This window comes from Acetobacter pasteurianus, from assembly GCF_009914215.2.
GTDB classification, from domain to species: Bacteria; Pseudomonadota; Alphaproteobacteria; order Acetobacterales; family Acetobacteraceae; genus Acetobacter; species Acetobacter pasteurianus.
In genome coordinates this window covers 2,064,478-2,083,549 of the sequence record NZ_CP039846.2, presented here as the reverse complement: position 1 = coordinate 2,083,549, position 19,072 = coordinate 2,064,478, and the positions used below count along the sequence as shown (strand labels likewise).

At 52.4% G+C, this 19,072-nt stretch carries 17 protein-coding genes and 1 riboswitch; of the genes, 9 read left to right on the top strand and 8 right to left on the bottom strand.

Translation table 11 applies throughout. From position 1 onward, the window contains the following. Window positions 1–254: 254 nt before the first annotated feature. A complete protein-coding gene (locus FCN51_RS23235; protein ID WP_160256990.1) occupies window positions 255–1,988 on the bottom strand; it encodes a glycosyltransferase family 61 protein in 1,734 nt (577 codons plus the stop codon). 478 nt (window positions 1,989–2,466) lie between these two features. Here FCN51_RS23235 and FCN51_RS23230 point away from each other — a divergent pair, with 478 nt between their 5' ends. Both FCN51_RS23230 and FCN51_RS23225 read left to right on the top strand, forming a co-directional pair. Then, complete coding sequence (locus FCN51_RS23230) at window positions 2,467–3,840, top strand: ammonium transporter (protein ID WP_020944218.1); 1,374 nt, start codon at window positions 2,467–2,469, stop codon at window positions 3,838–3,840. A gap of 135 nt (window positions 3,841–3,975) precedes the next feature. Continuing rightward, complete coding sequence (locus FCN51_RS23225; protein ID WP_185368936.1) at window positions 3,976–4,503, top strand: hypothetical protein; 528 nt, start codon at window positions 3,976–3,978, stop codon at window positions 4,501–4,503. Between the two features lie 53 nt (window positions 4,504–4,556). Here the strand turns inward: FCN51_RS23225 and FCN51_RS23220 are convergent, their stop codons facing one another. The 3 genes from FCN51_RS23220 to FCN51_RS23210 are packed head-to-tail and all read right to left on the bottom strand — an operon-like array spanning window position 4,557 to window position 7,430. Continuing rightward, a complete protein-coding gene (locus tag FCN51_RS23220) occupies window positions 4,557–5,492 on the bottom strand; it encodes a retropepsin-like aspartic protease (protein WP_160256989.1) in 936 nt (311 codons plus the stop codon). After that, window positions 5,489–6,475 (bottom strand): prolyl aminopeptidase, encoded by a 987-nt coding sequence (gene pip, locus FCN51_RS23215; protein WP_160256988.1) that lies wholly within the window; start codon window positions 6,473–6,475, stop codon window positions 5,489–5,491. Before pip ends, FCN51_RS23220 begins: the two co-directional genes overlap by 4 nt. Before the next feature lie 7 nt (window positions 6,476–6,482). Further along, on the bottom strand, window positions 6,483–7,430 hold the full coding sequence (locus FCN51_RS23210; protein ID WP_160256987.1) for a tyrosine recombinase XerC: 948 nt from the start codon (window positions 7,428–7,430) through the stop codon (window positions 6,483–6,485). Between the two features lie 83 nt (window positions 7,431–7,513). On the opposite strand from FCN51_RS23210, the gene FCN51_RS23205 reads away from it, so the two are divergent. Beyond that, window positions 7,514–9,784, top strand: a complete 2,271-nt coding sequence (locus tag FCN51_RS23205) for a primosomal protein N' (RefSeq protein ID WP_160256986.1) — start codon at window positions 7,514–7,516, stop codon at window positions 9,782–9,784. Window positions 9,785–9,811: 27 nt separating this feature from the next. On the opposite strand, the gene yajC is transcribed toward FCN51_RS23205, so the two are convergent. Next, entirely contained in the window at window positions 9,812–10,177 is a 366-nt protein-coding gene (yajC, locus tag FCN51_RS23200; RefSeq protein ID WP_014457073.1) for a preprotein translocase subunit YajC, read from the bottom strand. 147 nt (window positions 10,178–10,324) lie between these two features. On the opposite strand from yajC, the gene FCN51_RS23195 reads away from it, so the two are divergent. From FCN51_RS23195 to mutT, 3 genes are all read left to right on the top strand, one after another. Continuing rightward, the gene (locus FCN51_RS23195) at window positions 10,325–11,194 is read left to right on the top strand and encodes an ATP-binding protein (protein ID WP_003624537.1); all 870 of its coding nucleotides are present in this window, start codon (window positions 10,325–10,327) and stop codon (window positions 11,192–11,194) included. A gap of 116 nt (window positions 11,195–11,310) precedes the next feature. Next, window positions 11,311–12,429: an aromatic ring-hydroxylating oxygenase subunit alpha gene (locus tag FCN51_RS23190; RefSeq protein ID WP_003624538.1), complete on the top strand. Its 1,119-nt coding sequence runs from the start codon at window positions 11,311–11,313 to the stop codon at window positions 12,427–12,429. Next, a complete protein-coding gene (gene mutT / locus FCN51_RS23185) occupies window positions 12,422–13,414 on the top strand; it encodes an 8-oxo-dGTP diphosphatase MutT (protein WP_003624539.1) in 993 nt (330 codons plus the stop codon). Before FCN51_RS23190 ends, mutT begins: the two co-directional genes overlap by 8 nt. A 45-nt stretch (window positions 13,415–13,459) precedes the next feature. On the opposite strand, the gene FCN51_RS23180 is transcribed toward mutT, so the two are convergent. Further along, on the bottom strand, window positions 13,460–14,959 hold the full coding sequence (locus FCN51_RS23180; protein ID WP_160256985.1) for a mannose-1-phosphate guanylyltransferase/mannose-6-phosphate isomerase: 1,500 nt from the start codon (window positions 14,957–14,959) through the stop codon (window positions 13,460–13,462). A 94-nt stretch (window positions 14,960–15,053) separates the two neighbouring features. Further along, window positions 15,054–15,133, top strand: a riboswitch (SAM riboswitch). A gap of 110 nt (window positions 15,134–15,243) precedes the next feature. Here FCN51_RS23180 and metZ point away from each other — a divergent pair. The 3 genes from metZ to folE all read left to right on the top strand — a co-directional run bounded on the left by metZ (window position 15,244) and on the right by folE (window position 17,695). Next, window positions 15,244–16,452 carry an O-succinylhomoserine sulfhydrylase gene (gene metZ / locus FCN51_RS23175; RefSeq protein WP_003624541.1) on the top strand — a complete coding sequence of 403 codons (1,209 nt, stop codon included), beginning with the start codon at window positions 15,244–15,246 and terminating at the stop codon, window positions 16,450–16,452. Window positions 16,453–16,572: 120 nt separating this feature from the next. After that, the gene (apaG, locus tag FCN51_RS23170) at window positions 16,573–17,043 is read left to right on the top strand and encodes a Co2+/Mg2+ efflux protein ApaG (protein WP_003624542.1); all 471 of its coding nucleotides are present in this window, start codon (window positions 16,573–16,575) and stop codon (window positions 17,041–17,043) included. A gap of 40 nt (window positions 17,044–17,083) precedes the next feature. After that, the gene (gene folE, locus FCN51_RS23165) at window positions 17,084–17,695 is read left to right on the top strand and encodes a GTP cyclohydrolase I FolE (RefSeq protein WP_003624543.1); all 612 of its coding nucleotides are present in this window, start codon (window positions 17,084–17,086) and stop codon (window positions 17,693–17,695) included. Between the two features lie 55 nt (window positions 17,696–17,750). On the opposite strand, the gene FCN51_RS23160 is transcribed toward folE, so the two are convergent. Beyond that, complete coding sequence (locus FCN51_RS23160) at window positions 17,751–18,329, bottom strand: DJ-1/PfpI family protein (RefSeq protein WP_003630066.1); 579 nt, start codon at window positions 18,327–18,329, stop codon at window positions 17,751–17,753. Beyond that, window positions 18,322–18,960 (bottom strand): molybdenum cofactor biosynthesis protein B, encoded by a 639-nt coding sequence (gene moaB, locus FCN51_RS23155; protein WP_185368938.1) that lies wholly within the window; start codon window positions 18,958–18,960, stop codon window positions 18,322–18,324. The genes FCN51_RS23160 and moaB overlap by 8 nt, the downstream gene beginning before the upstream one ends. Between the last annotated feature and the right edge of the window lie 112 nt (window positions 18,961–19,072).

Genomic DNA, 19,072 nt, shown 5'->3' with positions numbered 1-19,072 from the left:
ACCCCTGACACAATTTTATTTAATCTAGAACTAATTTTATCATACTAGAGCACTTTTAAAAACTAGAGCCAATTAAGGTTCAAAATCTTTCTGTTTTGTAATTATAGGAAAACACTGCAATGGCACTTCACACACTTATCCGTGATGAAAAACATTGCAAAAATGATAGATAGATTTGTGAGAAACAAAAAATCCGCAGGCCACATTTAATACGAAGCCTGCGGATGTTTGAATATTACTGCAATTCAATAATATTAAGAATTTTTATACTTTTTTACGTAACGGCACACTCTATCTATATCAACATACCATGAATCCCCTTCCCCATCTTGGAAGAACAGCATGGAAACATATTGAGCGCCGGAGCTTTGAGCTAAACGCATAGGGCCAACATTCTGATAACTGGCCTGAATTAATTCAAGCATGGTTGAGGTCTTTTGCATGAACAAGGAATTGGAAATACCAGCGCCATGGCCACCAATCACCAAACCAGCATTCGCAAACATGCTTATTTGCTCTTTAACAGAAAGTCCTGTGAGCTGCACAATTTTGACGCCCAGCTTTTCAAGCGAGAGCATCAATTCGTTCTCATTACATATTCTTCTGGCCGAAGTATCACGCCTAGAAATGTAAATGATATCTGTAGGATTTGTTTGCACTTCCACCCCACTATGGGAAAGAATAGCATTCTTAAAATCCAGTCTTTCTGCAATCAGACAGGGCTGAGGCGTAGTAAACCCTAACAATTCTGGGGCATAATAAACCTCATCTGCATGTATATATTCTGATTCAGTAAGCTCTATAATCGAAATGTTTTCATTTTTAGAAAACAGGATATCAAAATAATCTTTCGCAAATCCCTTTAACTTAAAAGTAACTATGCTTATTTTTTCCACACCTCTTGAAGCCAACTGCTTGTAAGCAAGATATGTTGCATTCAAGCATTCAGCCAAAAAATGATAATAATTTGTATATAAATGATTAAAGGCAACAATTACTGGGCCTTCAACCTTCCGCATTGGGTGTGATCTTTGAAGGCTGCCCCAAATTGGGTTGTAAATGGAGGCTGTTAAATATGGCAGCAAATAATCTGAACGTGCTACAGGGTTGTTGTGGGAATATAGAAATCCACACCCTGTAATAATGCATTTATCAAGCTTAACAACAGATTGCTTTTCAAACGCAAAGGAAGTGAGCTTCAACCACTCATCTATTTTCGCACGAAACAAATCATTTGTTGCATTATCATCATTTACGTAAATTGGATCTTTTGTTCTTTCCCTAAGTTCAGCAATGCTCTCATCGCTCGTTTCATAACAGACCTCGCCAATTTCATGCGGGCTTTTGAAGTTCGTCAAAAGCATATCGCCTGCGCTGGCGTTAGGCTGGAGCGTCTTAAACTGCAGAAGTTCTACATCAGCTGCCAAATTGATTGCAGGTGCATCAAATTTAGAAAGAACAAAAAATTCAACATTAAAAACTGGAAATCTTATGGGTAAATCCGGGCGACGGCTTATGCCATCGTAATCTACCCCTCCGGTGCTTTCTACTGGTACAAGATATGTAGATCTCACATGATACGCAGCTTCATATCCATATTCAGATACAGATGTAACATGAGACTGGAGACCTAAATTTTCAAAAAACTGAAAATTTATTTCTCCAAACATTTTGTTTTCTGAGAAATTTTCATGAATACTTTTAAATCCCAAGTCTTTTAATTTATCTCGGGAGCAAGAACTCGGTTCGCAAAAGATAACAGCAGGATATTTTTCCAAATATTTTTTGGCTTTTTCTATAGCATCCTGAGCATTTTCCGCGTGCGTTAATTCAAGGGAGCAAATCAGAACATCAGAATCTGGGTATAAGCCGCAATCACTCTCTTGTGTTACTTCATTAACATTTTTATCTTTTAGGAAATTCTGAAGTATATTCCTTACGTTAACACCAGACTCAACTATTGTTACAGATATACTCTCCTTAAACATAACTATATTTCCTTGCTCAGCATATCAAAATGATTTTCTTTTTTTATAAAATAGAACAAAGAAAATAGGAATACCCAACCATTTCAAAAAATCACTCTGCTCTCAGATGAAACATCTATAAAATCTGTTACTTTAATTAGGTGTTATCCACACATTTGGGTTTACCCCATTTGTTCAGATCAAGCAGCCACCATCACCGCATCTTAAAGCCAAGCAATAAAAGACAACAGACAGAGTGATTAATATTTATCTAACAAATATTAATCCGCAGAGAATGTGCGCACTCACGCCATTCCATCTTATTTTAGCCGCGCTTTGATTAAGGTGATGTTATTAAAAAATAACTTGGCAGCCTAAGGCCCCAAAAAAGGCTCCTTACAAAAGGCTATAAGCGATCTTGCCCTGCCAATCAAAAACGCATATCATTTCGAAACAGATACTATATTCACCTATCCTTCTCTGCAGGGAACACCACCGCATGCTGATCCCGAAAACGATACGCAAAAACAAAACCAACGTTTTTTGCGCGTTAGCTCTTCCTTTCATATTCAGTACACAGTGCTTTGCTGCTGATTCTGCACCAGCTATCGATACCGGTGATACAGCATGGATGCTCGTCAGCACCGCCCTTGTGCTGATGATGACAATCCCTGGTCTGGCCCTGTTTTATGCAGGCATGGTACGTAAGAAAAACGTGCTGGCAACGCTTATGCAGTCCTTTGCGCTGTGCTGCATTATCTCCATTGTCTGGATGGTTGCTGGATACTCCCTCGCCTTCACCACTGGGTCTCCGTGGATTGGCGGGTTGGGCCGTATGTTCCTGAACGGTATTGGCGCCAACATTCACAATGGTGCGGATATCGGCTTTACCCTTGGCGCAGATTCCCCCAACGCCACGACAATGACCATTCCTGAGAGCATCTTCATGATGTTCCAGATGACATTCGCCATCATCACCCCGGCCCTAATCTCCGGTGCCTATGCTGAACGCATGAAGTTCAGCGCCATGTGCGTGTTCTCCATCATCTGGTCCTTGATTGTGTATGCCCCTATCGCGCACTGGGTCTGGAGCCCTATTGGTTGGCTGGGTGGCCTTGGCACGGCAGACTTTGCCGGTGGCACAGTCGTGCATATCAACGCGGGTGTTGCAGGTTTGGTGTGCGCTCTGGTGCTAGGCCGTCGCAAAGGCTACGGGCAGGATGATCTCTCCCCCTTCAATCTGACATATGCCGTTATCGGTGCTTCCCTGCTGTGGGTTGGCTGGTTTGGCTTCAATGCTGGTTCTGCTGTGGGTGCCAATGGGCGCGCAGGCATGGCCATGGCTGCCACCCAGATTGCTGCTGCTGGTGCTGGCGTATCTTGGATGCTGATTGAATGGCTGCGTTCGGGCAAACCAACTGTGCTGGGTGTCATTTCTGGTGCTGTTGGTGGTCTGGTCGCCATCACTCCTGCCGCTGGTTTTGTGCTGCCGGGCAGCGCGCTGATTATCGGCCTGATTACAGGCGTTGTCTGCTACTGGGGTGCCACATCCCTGAAGCACATGATGGGCTATGATGATAGCTTGGATGCCTTTGGCGTGCATGGCGTAGGCGGTATTGTTGGTGCGCTGCTGACCGGTCTGTTTGCCTATGGTCCGCTTTCTGCAACAGATTCAAACCCCTCCGGCATTACGGGGTCTGTGCATCAGCTTATTGTGCAGTCAGAAGCCGTGCTGGTAACCATTGTATGGTGTGCTGTTGTATCCTTCATCATTCTGAAAGTGGTTGATCTGGTTATCGGCCTACGCGTTACACCAGATGAAGAACTGGAAGGTCTCGATATGTCCCTACATGGGGAACGTATTAACGACTAACCCTTTTGCAAACACTTCGGGTTCTACCAGTTATACAAAGCCCTCTCCCATTTATTTGGGAGGGGGTTTTTGTTTTTCTTATAAAAATAGCATCCCCCATTCATTTCGCTGCCACAGTTTGCGATACTATTATTTATGGGAGTGAAAAACGGCATCGGGTCGTTTTTTGATTCGCCCCTTTGCATGAGGTTTTATTTTATGAACTTTTCTGCACGCACCGGCTTGGCTGCATTACTGCTTGGTTGCGCAACTGCTCTTGCCGCTCCTAGCGCCCATGCACTGACGGCCAAGGAATGCCACGCCAAATTCAAGGAAGCTAAAGCGGAAAACACGCTTAACGGCCAGACATTTAAAGCATTTAAAGCCGCCAACTGTGATGCCACAACGGCAGAAACAGCTCCAGCCGCCGCCAGCAAACCAGCAGAAACCACACCAGAAGCTGCCAAACCGGCTGCACCTGCTGCTGTAAGTGCTTCTGGCGCGACCTTCCCTTCTGCGGTCGATCCTCAGTATTCCAAGCTCAGCGCTGGTAAAGCCCGTATGAAAACCTGCCTGGATCAATACCACACCAACAAATCCAGCAATGCCAATGGCAACATGAAATGGATTCAGAAAGGCGGCGGTTATTACAGCGAATGCAACAAACGCCTGAAAGGCGAATAATCTAAGGGCCAGAGGCAGGAGAAATCATCTTCTTCTGCCTCTTGTTTTTTATATTAACGGTGCGCCTGCGGTGCTGGCATCACATACAGTGTATGTGTGCGATAAGATATCCAGACACGATGCGCGGCAAACCAATCTGATCCCAAAAGCATATCTACGGTGTCATGCACGGGAGCAACCGTAAGAACCGGAGATTTTTCCTGTTCCTGCCCAATCTGGAACAGATGAAACTTGTGCCAGTGATAAATCTGCTGGTGCCCATCTACCCCGGTTGTCATTCCACCCGGATCAGCCGCCAAAGCTTGGCGAGAAACACCAATACGCTCAGCCGCACCTATTGAGACAATGCGGGATCGTGCCCCGCTATCCACCAGCGCCTTCAGCCTTGTGCCATCCAGCGTAACTTCCGCCACCACCCGCTGGCCTGCTGCCTGCAACGGCACCGCACGATAAATGTAACGCCACCCTTCCGGCCCATTACAATCTGCTGAATTGGCAGACCAGAAAGACAGTGTTCCGCCCGCGACATTGAATTCCACATCATAGCGGGAGAGCAGATCTCCCCCCATAAGGCCCTCTACTTCAGGCTCGGTTTGAGGCACTGCGGGCAATGTATCTACCGGAATGGAAACAGGGCCAAATTCAACATTCTGCGCACGGAAGGATCTTACGATCGCATTGGGTACAATCCGCCCAATCCCCCCGGTGCCCCGCACAACCGTGTGCACGCTTTTATCCCGCTGGGCAGCAAAAAGTGAGGCGGCCTCTGGTGAGATAAGGCTCCCCTCCGACCCTGTATCCACAATCATGCTGACAGCATGACCATTCACGCTGACAGGAATGTTCAGAAAGCCCTGATCATTCCGCAACGCCACCCGTGCTACCAGCTTATGGCATCCATCTGCAGCATAAGCTGCAGAAATACCACCAAGCGACACACTGACCCCGCCACCTATTATAAGGGCGCACGCAACTATTTGGCGTTTCATGCCAGCTCCCGCGCAAAGCGGTCTGTCGCATTCAGCAACGCCGTTAAAATACCGGGCTCAAACAACGCATGGCCTGCGGCGTCAATTAACTGGAAATCGGCTTCCGGCCATGCCTTGTGCAAATCCCACGCTGTGCGGACTGGCGTTGCCATATCGTAGCGCCCTTGCACAATCACTGTGGGGATATGGCGGATGCGCCCGACATCCCGAATAAGCTGGCCTTCTTTTAACCAACCGCCGTGCACAAAGTAATGGTTTTCAATGCGGGAGAATGCGAGCGCGTAATCGGCTTCATCATGCTGCACTTCCATTTCCGGGCATGGCAGCAAGGTTAATGTGCGCCCTTCCCACAAACTCCAGGCCCGGGCCGCTTCCAGACGGACCGCAGAATCATCAGATGTCAGGCGCTTGCGGTATGCCGCCATCATATCCCCACGCTCTGCGGGTGGAATCGGTGCCAGAAAGTCCTCCCACTTATCAGGGAACAGCCAGGAAGCACCTTCCTGATAATACCACAGCAGTTCCGCCCGCCGCAGGGTAAAGATACCGCGAAGCATCAGCGCAGTTACGCGGTCTGGATGTGTTTCAGCATAAGCCAGCGCCAGTGTAGAGCCCCATGAGCCACCAAAGACGGCCCATTTCTCTACCCCGCACATTTCACGCAGGCGTTCAATATCTGCAACCAGATCCCATGTTGTGTTTGCTTCCAACGAAGCATGAGGGCGCGAACGGCCACATCCGCGCTGGTCAAACAGCACAATGCGGTAACGTGCCGGATCAAACAGCCGCCGTTGGGAGGGTGAACACCCCCCACCCGGCCCACCATGCAAAAACACAACCGGCACACCATCCGGGTTGCCGCACTGCTCCCAGTAGATCTGATGTCCTTCCCCCGTATCCAGATAACCATGGGCATAGGGTTCGATTTCGGGCCACGGTGCACGCAACGCCTGTATCATGCCGGTGTGTTCCTTATTTTGCATTCTGGCCTCATTGTGCACGCGGATGCGCCCGCGTCCAGACATCCAGCAAGCGGGCCTCATCTGCCAGTGTGTAACGCTGTGTGGTGGAGAGGCTGGCATGGCCCAGCAACTCCTGAATAACGCGTAAATCCGCCCCACCTTCCATCAGATGGGTTGCAAAGGAATGGCGTAACGCGTGGGGCGTTACGTAATCTGGCAAACCGGAAAGATGCCGCCATTCCCGCATGGCTTTCTGGGCGATAGCGGGCTGGAGGCGCTTGCCCCTTATCCCCACAAACAAAGGGGCATCCGGCGTTGGGGCTGGATGGCGTGTGCGCCACGCTTCCAGCGCCTGCTGCACAACAGGCAGCACTGGCACAAGCCGTTCCTTGCCGCCTTTGCCCAAAATACGCAGCACATTGCTGCTGCGCATGACATCCAGATCGGCAATATTCAGATTCAAAGCTTCGGAAATACGCAATCCGCACCCATATAAAAGCAGAAACAATGCGGCATCTCGCTGCTGCTCCATAGGCGTATGCGCCAGATCAGAAATATCTTCTGGGGCAGCCAGAGCCTGATCTTTGGCCAAAGGGCGCGGCAGAGGCTTTTTAGTGCGTGGTGTGCTGAGTAACTGGATAGCCGGGTTTTCTACCCCCTGCCTGCGCGCCAGATACTTAAAGAAAGACCGCACGGCGGAAACACGGCGTGCACGCGTGCGGGTAGCCTGACCTGATGAGGTTTTGCGAGCTGTTGGTTTGCTGGCCTCGGCTTGTTCATACGCCAGCCATGCACGAAAATCCCGCAGGCTTATCAGGCCCAAGCCGATCATATCCGGCAGGCCATCCAGATGCGTAGTCATAAACCCCAAAAAACGGGCCAGATCGCCTTGATAGGCCTCAATTGTCAGGGGAGATGCCTGTTTTTCCACAGCCATCCACTCCAGAAATTTCTGAACAGCTTCTTCAGCAGTCATGATCTTCCTCTATCGGGCAGAAAGCTTGATGCGCTCTTTCTCCCCTGTTCTTTCCTTGTGGGCAGCATTACAACCAAATCCTGATGGCGCAGAAACCCTTCCCCAATATACCTATGCAGGATTCTGGCAACTTAACGGCCAGTGCTTGCAGCACCACACGCATTTCCGTGCTGCTGCCCATGCCTTTTGCCGGACCTTTTGATTACCGCGCCCCAGCAGATATGGATTTGCAACCCGGTGATATCGTTGTCGCCCCACTGGGGAAGCGGCAGGAAACCGGCGTGGTATGGGATACAAGATCTTCGCTTCCCGCCGATCTGGCCCCACCAGCCACAGAGAAAAAGGTGGATGCGGCACGCCTGCGCCCTGTGGTCTGCCGACTTGATCTGCCGCCTTTATCCGCAGAACTACGCCAGTTCATAGATTGGGTGGCGGCTTACACGCTTACCCCTCCGGGTATGGTGCTGGCCATGACCCTACGGTTGCATATGCGCGCAGCCCCTACCCCCACAATGGGATGGGCCTTGGCAGAAAACCCTGATCTGGACGCTCTGCGCCTTACCCCTGCACGCCAAAAGGTGCTGGACCTTCTGGCAGATGACAACCACCGCACCACCACAGATATTACCAATGCTACGGGCGTAAGTGCTGGCGTGGTAAAGGGGCTTGCCAATGCAGACGTGCTACGCCCTGTTTCCTTGGGGCCAGAGCGCCCATTTGGTCAGCCTGATGCCCACTATAACCCACCCGTTCTGGAAGGTGAGCAGCAAAGTGCCGCTGTAGCCTTACGCCAAACTGTTACAGAAAATCGTTTTTCCGTAACCCTGCTGGAAGGGGTAACCGGCTCTGGCAAAACAGAAATCTATCTGGAAGCCATTGCCGAATGTCTGGAACAGGGCAAACAAGCCCTTATTCTTCTGCCCGAAATTGCACTTTCCGCCCAATGGATGGAACGCTTTTCCCGCCGTTTTGGCGTGCAACCTGCTGTATGGCACTCCGAAATCGGGCAACGTGCCCGCAGGCTTACGTGGCTTGGAGCCGCAGATGGTTCTGCCTCTGTCATTGTGGGGGCCCGCTCTGCCCTGTTTCTGCCCTTCCATAATCTCGGCCTGATTATTGTGGATGAAGAGCACGAAGCCCTGTTCAAGCAAGAAGAAGGCGTGATCTACAATGCGCGAGATATGGCCGTGGTGCGTGGGCGGCTGGCACGTTTTCCTGTTGTTGTGGTTTCCGCCACACCCAGCTTGGAAACACTGGCAAACGTAGAGGCTGGCCGGTATCGGCATCTTGTTCTGCCCAGCCGGCACGGAGGGGCAGAATTGCCAGAAACCCGCGTGCTGGATTTGCGCGATCATCCCCCTCCCAGAGGGCTTTTTCTCTCCCCCGAACTGGTGGAAGATATTGGCGCCACGCTGGAACGGCAGGAGCAGGTTATGCTGTTTCTCAACCGGCGCGGCTATGCACCTCTGACACTTTGCCGATCCTGTGGGCACCGTATGGAGTGCCCACATTGCACGGCGTGGCTGGTGGAACACCGTAACCGTAAGGTGCTCTCCTGCCACTATTGCGATCACACAGAACCCATGCCACCCGCCTGCCCGCAATGCGGATCAGACCACAGCCTGACCGCCATAGGCCCGGGGATTGAACGCATTACGGAAGAAGCACGCCAACTGTTCCCTGATGCCCGCTTGCTGGTGATGTCTAGCGATACACTTGGCGGCCCCGCTGCTACAGCAGAAGCCGTTGCCAAAATCTCGCGCCGGGAAGTGGACCTGATTATTGGCACACAGATTGTTGCCAAAGGGTGGCACTTTCCACATCTCACGCTTGTAGGTGTGGTGGATGCAGACCTTGGGCTTGGCGGGGCAGATTTGCGGGCTGGGGAACGTACCATCCAGCTTTTGCATCAGGTAGCAGGCCGTGCAGGCCGTGCGTCCTCCCCCGGGCGGGTTATTCTGCAAAGCTATGCCCCTGAACATCCGGTAATGCAGGCACTGCTTTCGGGGGATTTTGATGCCTTCATGCAGCAGGAGGCCGCACAGCGTAAACCGGGGTTCTGGCCCCCTTACGGGCGATTAGCCGCTTTAATTGTAAGTGCAGATACACCTGTTGCCGCAGACGAAGCCGCCGCCCAACTGGGCCGCACTGCCCCTTATGGAGAGGGCATACAGGTGCTTGGCCCGGCCCCAGCCCCACTAGCCGTATTGCGTGGGCGCCACCGTAGGCGGCTGCTCTTGCGCACACACCGCAATATTGCGGTGCAACCTATCCTGCGCCGTTGGCTGGGGATGGTAAATCTGAGCAGAAACGCCAAAGTGGACGTGGATATAGACCCCGTTTCCTTTCTCTGACGTTTCTGCACATTAAGCGGGGAAAGCTTACTTTTTTGCGGTTGCTGTATCGTTTGCAGGTTTGGCAGTGCTCGTCAGCACTGTAGAAATTGTACCGCGCAGCACCATAACACGCACGTTTGGTGCAATTTCCACTTCCACTTCTTCCGAATCTTCCTTGGCGCGCTGAACAATACCTACAACGCCACCAGCCGTTACAATCCGGTCTCCACGGCGGAGGGCCTTGAGTTCTGCCTTAAGCTGCTTCTGCTGTTTTTGCTGCGGGCGGATCAGCAAAAAATACATAATCGCAAAAACAGCCACAAATGGCAGGAAGGACATCAGGCTAGAGCCCCCACCGGCACCTCCGGCACTCTGGGCGTAGGCGGCGGGAATAAGGAAATTGGACATCAAGCAGACTTTCCTGAAAGGCGTGTTGCGAAAACAGAGAAAGTGACCATAATTTTCAATCCTCGTGCGTCAAGCACCTGCGCGGATGAAAACGCCCTACGCCCGTAATTTTATAACCAATAACCGGCGACAAACAGGATAGATACCCAGATGGATACACCGACACTCCCTGTTCTGGAACGCATTGCCTCTGCTCTGGAGCGGCTTTCTCCTCCACCAGCCACGCTGGAAGGTGTGGATACCGCCGATGCCTTTGTCTGGCTGCCAGAACGCGGGCGCTTGCTGCCTGTGCCACATGTTGCACATGTGCCGGTTGATCTGCTGCGCGGGGTGGATCTGCAACGCAAGATCCTGATTGAAAACACAGAACACTTTGCCCGTGGCCTGCCCGCCAATAACGCCATGCTCTGGGGTGCTCGTGGCATGGGCAAATCCTCATTGGTAAAAGGCGCGCATGCCTTGGCCAATCAGGTTGATGGCAAACCGTGCGCCCCCGGCAAGGGCGCGATCGCCCTGATTGAAATTCAGCGCGAAGATCTGGCAACCCTGCCACTGCTGCTCAGCCTGCTGCGGGAAAACCCGCGCCGCTTTATTCTGTTCTGCGATGATCTGTCCTTTGAAAAGGAAGACCGGGATTACAAAGCCCTGAAATCCGTTTTGGATGGCGGTATTGCCGGGCGGCCAGAAAATGTTCTGTTCTACGCCACATCTAACCGCCGCCACCTGATGCCGCGCGATATGATTGAAAATGAACGCTCAACCGCCATCAACCCCTCCGAAGCCACAGAAGAAAAAGTCTCGCTTTCAGACCGGTTTGGCATCTGGCTTGGTTTTTATGCTTGTGAACAGGATACGTTTGCAGACATGGTGCAAAGCTATGCGCGTGAACGTAACCTGCCCATTGCTGACGAGGACCTGATGGCCCGCGCCAATGAGTGGGCAATTACACGCGGAAGCCGCTCTGGACGTGTGGCTTTCCAGTTTATTGAGGACCTGACGGCAGAGCTGGCAGAACATTAATTTCTGTCAGCCATGCGCTCCTGTCTTGCTTCTTGCGTCACGATGAGTTGAGATAGCATTCGCAACAGCGGCATCAAAACGGCGCCGCACAGGTATTCTTTGTGATTTGAGGCGAAATGGATCAGACCGCTCAGACCGATTCCTCCACCCAAGAACTGGCTGTTGAAGCCAGAAAGGGTAAAATAGATCTGCGGCGCGTCAGATCCAACCCGGACTATTGGTACCCTGTTGCTTGGTCTCGGGAGCTTAAGCCTGGCAAAACCATTGGCACGCGCTATGCCGGCACGCCTATTGCCCTAGTGCGCCCAGATGCAGGCCCCGTGTTTGCGCTGGAAGACCGCTGCGCCCACCGGCAGGTGCCGCTCAGCAAAGGCACGGTAGAAGGTGCCTCTGTTAAATGCTGCTATCACGGTTGGGCCTATGGCCGGTCTGGCCGATGCATTGATGTGCCCTATCTGGGCAAGGGCAAACTTCCTAACGGCGTACGCACCTTCCCCTGCCGGGAACAGGACGGCATGATCTTTGTTTTCCCCGGTGATCCGGAAAAAGCAGACACCGTGCCCCTGCCCGCGCATCTGGCCCGTGCCAGCAACCCGGCCTACAAAACCCGTTACTTTGGCACCACCATTGGCTGCCATTACAGCTTCATGCATGAAAACCTGATGGATATGAATCATCAGTTCATGCACTCCAAACAGATGGGACAAATGAAGCCGCGCTTTTTGGGCCAGAAGCGTGAGCCAAAGCTGGTGGAAGCCCGCTACAGCTTTGCCCGTACCAGCGGCAAACAGCCTTTTGGTGAAGCCCTGATTTTTGGTGAACGCCGCGATTCTTCGGAAAAGTTCCAGCATCGCGATGTCATGACCATTCGTACGGAATATCCGTATCAAACCCTGCGTATCCAGACCGGAGATGAAGACCCGGTGATGGATTTGTGGATTGTTTATGTGCCGCAAAGCGCAGATGAACTGACCAACCGCACTTTTGGCCTGCTTTCCGTTAAACGGCCCAAAATTGGTAGTTTGCTGGATATCGCATGGCCTTTCCTTGTGGCCTTTACCAACCGTATTTTTGCCGAAGACCGCGAAATTGTGGAACTGGAGCAGAATGCATGGCGCGAGCTGGGTGGTGACCACAACGTAGAAGTTTTTCCCGTTATCAACGCCCTGCGTGAGCTTCTGACCGAATGCGGCATTCCTCCAGAACCAGCGCAGACGCCTAACCCCAATGCCTGATACTGCCCCGACCGAACTGGAAGCCCCGCCCTATCACCTGCGCCCCCTTTGTGCGCAGGATGCCCCTGCCCTCCACCATCTGGTGAATGACTGGGAAGTGGTGCGGATGCTCAGCCGTCTGCCTTTTCCGTACCCGCGAGAACTGGCAGATAGCTGGATAGCTTCCACACAGCAGATGCAGCAAAAAGGAGAAGGGTATCATTTTGCCATTCTGGATAAGGATGGCACTTTTATTGGCTGTATTGGCTTGGGTATTCAAACCCCAGCCAATTCTGCACGCATTGGCATGTTGGGGTATTGGATTGGCCGCCCCTACTGGGGGCAAGGCATTGCCACGCGCGCTGCCGAACGCGTTACCAGTTGGGCGCTGGCGCATCTGGAAATTTCCAGTATCCGCGCACATGTGGCGGTAGATAACATTGCCTCTGCCCGCGTGCTGGAACATGTTGGTTTTCAGCAAATCGGAACAGACAAACAGGTTTTTGCTTCCCGCGGGAGCGAACAGCCTATGCTGGTGTTTGAAACCACGCGCCACATGCAGGATGCACGCCGCGCATCAGCATCAGCTCCCACACCGTCTGCCCCCAAAAAGCTGGTTCTGGTTTCCGCCGCAGCGCTTATTGATACACAAGGCCGCATTTTGCTCGCCCGCCGCCCGGAAGGGAAAAGCATGGCAGGCCTATGGGAATTTCCGGGTGGTAAAATAGAAACTGGGGAAACACCAGAAGCCGCTTTGGTGCGCGAACTGCACGAAGAACTGGGGCTTGATATGTCCCGCGCCTGTTTGGCGCCGTTTACCTTTGCATCCCATTCTTACCCAACATTTAATCTGCTAATGCCTCTGTATGTCTGTCGGCGCTGGCAAGGCACGCCCATCCCCAAGGAAGGGCAGAAGCTGGCATGGGTTGCCCCGCAAGATCTGCGCAAATACCCCATGCCCGAAGCCGACCTGCCATTTATTCCGCTGCTTCAGACATTGCTTTAAAAATATCCAAAACAGGTTTGGCCTTTTATAAGCCGCCTGTCATGCCTATTCCCGGCTATACAAATCCTGCACACGCACAATATCGTCTTCCCCCAGATAGGGGCCAGACTGCACTTCAATAAGCGTAAGCGGGATACGGCCGGGATTTGCCAGCCGATGCAGCATACCAACGGGCAGGTAAACGCTTTCATTCTCCCGCACGAGAATTTCTTCATCTCCACGGGTTACAAGTGCGGTACCTTCCACCACCACCCAGTGCTCCGAGCGATGGAAATGCTTTTGCAAAGAAAGCTTCTGCGCCGGGTTCACCACAATGCGCTTAACCTGAAAGCGGTCTCCCTGCGTGAGGCCCTCATAAAACCCCCACGGACGATATGTGCGGGCATGATCTGTTGCTTCTGTGCGGCCTTCCGCTTTCAGGCGCTGGACAATGTTTTTAACATCCTGCGCCCTATCCTTATGCGCAACCATTACGGCATCCTGAGTCACCACAATGGTCAGATTTTCAACACCCAGTGCTACAGTTAGCGTCCCATCTGTGCGAATGTAAGAATTGTGCACATCCTCCAGCATTACGTTGCCGTAAACCGCGTTGGCGTTTTCATCCTTTGCGCTGAGTTCCCATAAGGAATCCCAGCTTCCGATATCGGACCACCCAAAATCAGCAGGCACCACAGCCGCTTTATCCGTGCGTTCTGCCACTGCATAATCAACTGAAATGTCAGGGGACTTTTTAAAACTCTCCACATCCAGACGTTCAAAATCCATGTCTGTCTGACGTTTTTCTACAGCTTGACGTACGCATTCATATAATTCGGGTTCGTATTTTTGGAGTTCATGTAAAAACGTACTGGCACGGGCAACAAACATGCCCGAATTCCACAAATACTTGCCGCTTTCCAAAAACCGATGCGCTGTTTGCACATCCGGTTTTTCAACAAACCGGGCTACGCGGCATACACCAGAAAGGCCCGGCAGTAGTGCGCCTTCCTCTATATATCCGTACCCTGTTTCCGGACGGGAGGGCTTCATACCAAATGTGACGACGTATCCGGCCTGGGCTGCCTGAACAGCACTTTCCAATGCCTTATACAAACGCTGCGCATCCGTTATGGCGGCATCTGCGGCCATAACCCACAATACGGCATCCGGGTCTTTTTCCGCTGCCACAAAAGCAGCTGCTGCAATGGCCGGGGCAGAATTACGGCCCACAGGTTCCAGCACAATGCGCGCATCCTGCACGCCTACATCGCGCAACTGTTCCGCTATAATAAAACGATGTTCTGCATTGCAGATCACAACCGGGCCGCACAGCTTGGCTGCCACGCCACGCAGGGCCGTTTCTTGCAATAGGGTTTTTTCTGTTAGCAGCGGCCAGAACTGCTTGGGGTAGCTCCCGCGTGAAACCGGCCACAGGCGGCTGCCAGAACCGCCAGAAAGAATAACGGGCACAACCTCCTGCGCATTGGCTACATGAACAGAAGTGGCTGTTTCTTTCTTGCCGGACATGCATAAATCCATCAGATTTTTGAAATATTCGTCCAAGTTAAATCACCGCAAGCCTGTTTTGTGAAGGCTGCATGCACAGAACTTGACGATAGCCAATATCCGGGCTTACCCTGCTTGCCAGCAAGGTGTTGAGCCCTGCCCTCGTGATTTGTAAGGCCGGCTTGCGGCGAGGTAAAAGAAACGCGCTAAAGAGGCTCTGACACGGCATTTGGCCGGCTGTCATGGTTTCCACGGTCAATTTAAGAGATTGAGCTGCTCTGGCAGGCACATGGGCCTGTCTGCTGCTTGGTCTGACACGCCAGAACCGGATACAAAGACCCATGAGTGACAACAAGATTGCATTTTCTGAAGCGTGGCGCCCCGCAACCCGTCAGCTCCATGCTGGTGTGGAACGCACGGAATATGGTGAAACCAGCGAAGCCGTGTTTCTGACCTCCGGCTTTGTTTATGACAACGCTGAACAAGCCGCCCGCACCTTCCGCGGTGAGGAAGAACACTATCAGTATAGCCGCTTTGGCAACCCCACAGTTGCTGCGCTGGAACGCCGGCTGGCAGATCTGGAAGGTGCAGAGGCCTGTGTGGCAACGGCTACAGGCATGGGTGCCGTTTCGTCCGCCCTGCTCAGCCACGTTAAAGCCGGAGATCGGGTTGTTGCCTCCCGCGCGCTGTTTGGCTCCTGCCACTGGATTGTTGCCAACCTTCTGCCCCGTTATGGCGTAGAAACCGTTTTTGTAGATGGCTGTAACCCGGACGAATGGGCAAAGGCACTTTCCCAACCCACAGCCGCCGTGCTGCTGGAAAGCCCATCCAACCCCATGCTTGATATTCTGGATATCAAGGCCATTTCAGACCTCGCCCACAAGGCTGGTGCAATTGTGGTGGTGGATAACGTATTTGCTTCCCCCGTGTTTCAGAAGCCTCTTCAGTTGGGTGCGGATGTTGTTGTCTATTCCTGCACCAAGCACATTGATGGCCAGGGCCGCGTGCTGGGCGGGGCCGTGCTGGGCCGGAAAGACTGGATTACGGAAACACTTCAGCCTTTCACCCGTAATACAGGCAATGCGCTTTCACCTTTCAATGCATGGGTGATGCTCAAGGGGCTGGAAACACTTTCCCTGCGCGTTAACGCCATGGCAGCCAACGCTGCGGCTGTGGCCGATTATCTGGCATCTGCCCCCGGTATTGTCAGCGTGCGCTACCCGGGCCGGGCCGACCACCCGCAGTATGAACTGGCCAAACGCCAGATGAGCGGCAGCGGAAGCCTGATTGCCTTTGAAGTAAAGGGTGGCCAGAAAGGCGCATTTGCCTTCATGGATGCGCTGAAGCTGATTGCCATTTCCAACAACCTTGGGGATGCACGCTCTTTGGTGACACACCCAGCCACAACCACACATTCCAAGGTGAGCGCAGAAGACCGCGCTGTTCTGGGCATTACGGATGGCGCCATCCGCTTTTCCGTCGGGCTGGAAGACAGTGCAGATCTGATTGACGATCTGGCCCGTGGTGTTGCGGCCCTTCAGGCTATCTAAATAAACCCCTCATTGTCCCTCCTGAACCACCATTAAGGTATCAGGAGGGACAATGCTTGGCATAACAGATGGGTTCGTGATAGGTGCAAGCACCATCCCGTACCATAAACAGGATATTCCATGCCCGACTGGGCCACTTCTCCCCTTTTGCAAGATCCAGAAGAAGCCATGAACGAGCTCTTTTCCTCACTGCCTGTCTATGAGGCTGTTACGGAGAATGTGCGCGTGCAGGTACAGGTGTTCTGGCTGCCAGACCAATCCGAACCAGATGAGCATTCCTATTGCTGGGCCTATCGTATCCGCATTGGTAACGATGGCACAGAGCCTGTGCAGCTTCTGGAACGCACATGGCACATCACGGATACGGCCGGGCATACAGAATATGTGCACGGTTCTGGCGTAGTGGGAGAACTGCCGGTTATTCAGCCCGGTGCGCTGTATGAATATACTTCCGGGGCATCCCTTGCCACGCCGGGCGGATTTATGAGCGGGCATTATCTTATGCAGGACAAAAGCAGCGGCAGACGGTTTGATGCCAGCATCCCTGCTTTCAGTCTGGACAGCCCTTTTCTGCTCCGCCAGATCCACTAATCCGCCCCATCATATCCCTATACTTTTTCTGGAGTGTGGCATGAGCGTGCCTCCGTCTGATACATCCAAGCGCCCAACACAAGCCGAAGCAGAACAGGCTGTACGCACCCTGCTACGCTGGGCTGGCGATAACCCGGACCGTGAAGGCCTGCACGATACCCCTGCCCGTGTTGCCCGCGCTTACACCGAATTTTTCTGTGGGTATGAAATTGACCCCGCAGCCCTGTTACGCCGCACCTTTTCCGAAGTGGAAGGGTATGATGAAATTGTGCTGCTGCGTGATATCCGCTTTGAAAGCCATTGTGAGCATCATCTGGCCCCCATTATCGGGCGTGCGCATGTTGCCTATCTGCCGCGCCAGCGCGTTGTAGGCATTTCCAAACTGGCACGTGTGGTGGATGCCTACGCCAAGCGCCTGCAAATTCAGGAACGGCTCACGGCCCAGATTGCCAACACCATCAATGATGAACTGGAACCGCATGGGGTTGCCGTTATTATTGAATCTTCCCACGAATGCATGACAACACGCGGCGTGCATAAACCCGGTGTTTCCATGGTCACCAGTACTATGCTGGGCGTTTTTCGGGAAAATTCAGACACACGGCGCGAACTGATGGCAATGCTCAACCGCCCTGCCGCCTGCGAATTCTAAAAGAAAAATTTCTCTCCCATCCAGTTTATGATGGGAGAGAAAAAGCCTTTGAGCCTTAGATGCTCACATTTGCACCCAGCACCTTAAGGAACTGAGCCAGCCACGCTGGATGTGCGGGCCATGCTGGAGCTGTTACCAGTTCCCCATCCGTTACGGCTTCTGTTACCGGAATATCAGCATAAGTGCCGCCAGCCAGCTCCACATCCGGGCGGCAGGCTGGGTAAGCCGAAACTTCACGCCCCTTGATAATACCGGCAGCAGCCAGAAGCTGTGCCCCGTGGCAAATGGCGGCAATTGGCCTATCGGCAAATGCTTTTACAATTTCTAGCACCCGCGCATTCAGGCGCAGATATTCGGGCGCACGCCCACCGGGAATAATCAACCCCAGATACTCATCGGTATCAATGGCATCAAAATCTGCATTCAGCACAAACGCATGGCCGGGCTTTTCGCTGTAGGTCTGCGCGCCTTCAAAATCATGAATGGCCGTCAGCACCTTATCGCCCGCTTTTTTGCCGGGGCAGATCACGTCCACCTTATACCCCACCATAAGCAGGGCCTGATAAGGCACCATGATTTCATAGTCTTCTACGTAATCACCTGCCAGCATCAGCAGTTTGACATCATCAGTCATGATGACCGTTTCCTTTCAAGCCTTCGCGCAAACGCGGCATCAACTCCACAAAGTTACAGGGCCGGTGGCGGCTATCAAGCTGGAAAACCAGAATATCATCCCAACCGTCCTTCACCGCACCGGTAGAACCCGGCAGTGCAAACAGATACGTACCGCCAGCCACACCTGCCACCGCACGAGACTGAATGGTGGATGTGCCGATCTTGCGGTAAGACAGCATACGGAACAGTTCACCAAACCCTTCAATGCGTTTTTCCAGCACGCTTTCAAAAGCCTCTGGCGTAACGTCACGGCCGGTTACGCCTGTGCCACCATTTGTAATAACAACATCCACCTGTGGGTCAGCAATCCACTTGCGCAGTTGTGCGGCTATCTTGTCTGCATCGTCCGAGATAATGGCCCGCTCCGCCAGAACATGGCCCGCACCTTCCAGCCGCGCAACAAGCGCTGCACCGGAGGTATCTGTTTCCAGTGTGCGCGAATCCGAAACGGTAAGCACTGCAATACGAACAGGAAGAAACGGCAGGTTGGTATCGATTTTAGACATTGAGAGAATCTTATCTCCATAATTCTGATGCAGAACTGCACCATATGGCCGTAATAATGGCCTATTTTTATATAAAAAATCCATTAAACTGCACAACAGCGTTTACAACCGCATAAAAATTGCTTTAGAAAACGGGAACCGCAGTATCCCGAAACCCAAGGCCACACTTTTTTCTGCTGAAATATGAGGTGGCCGA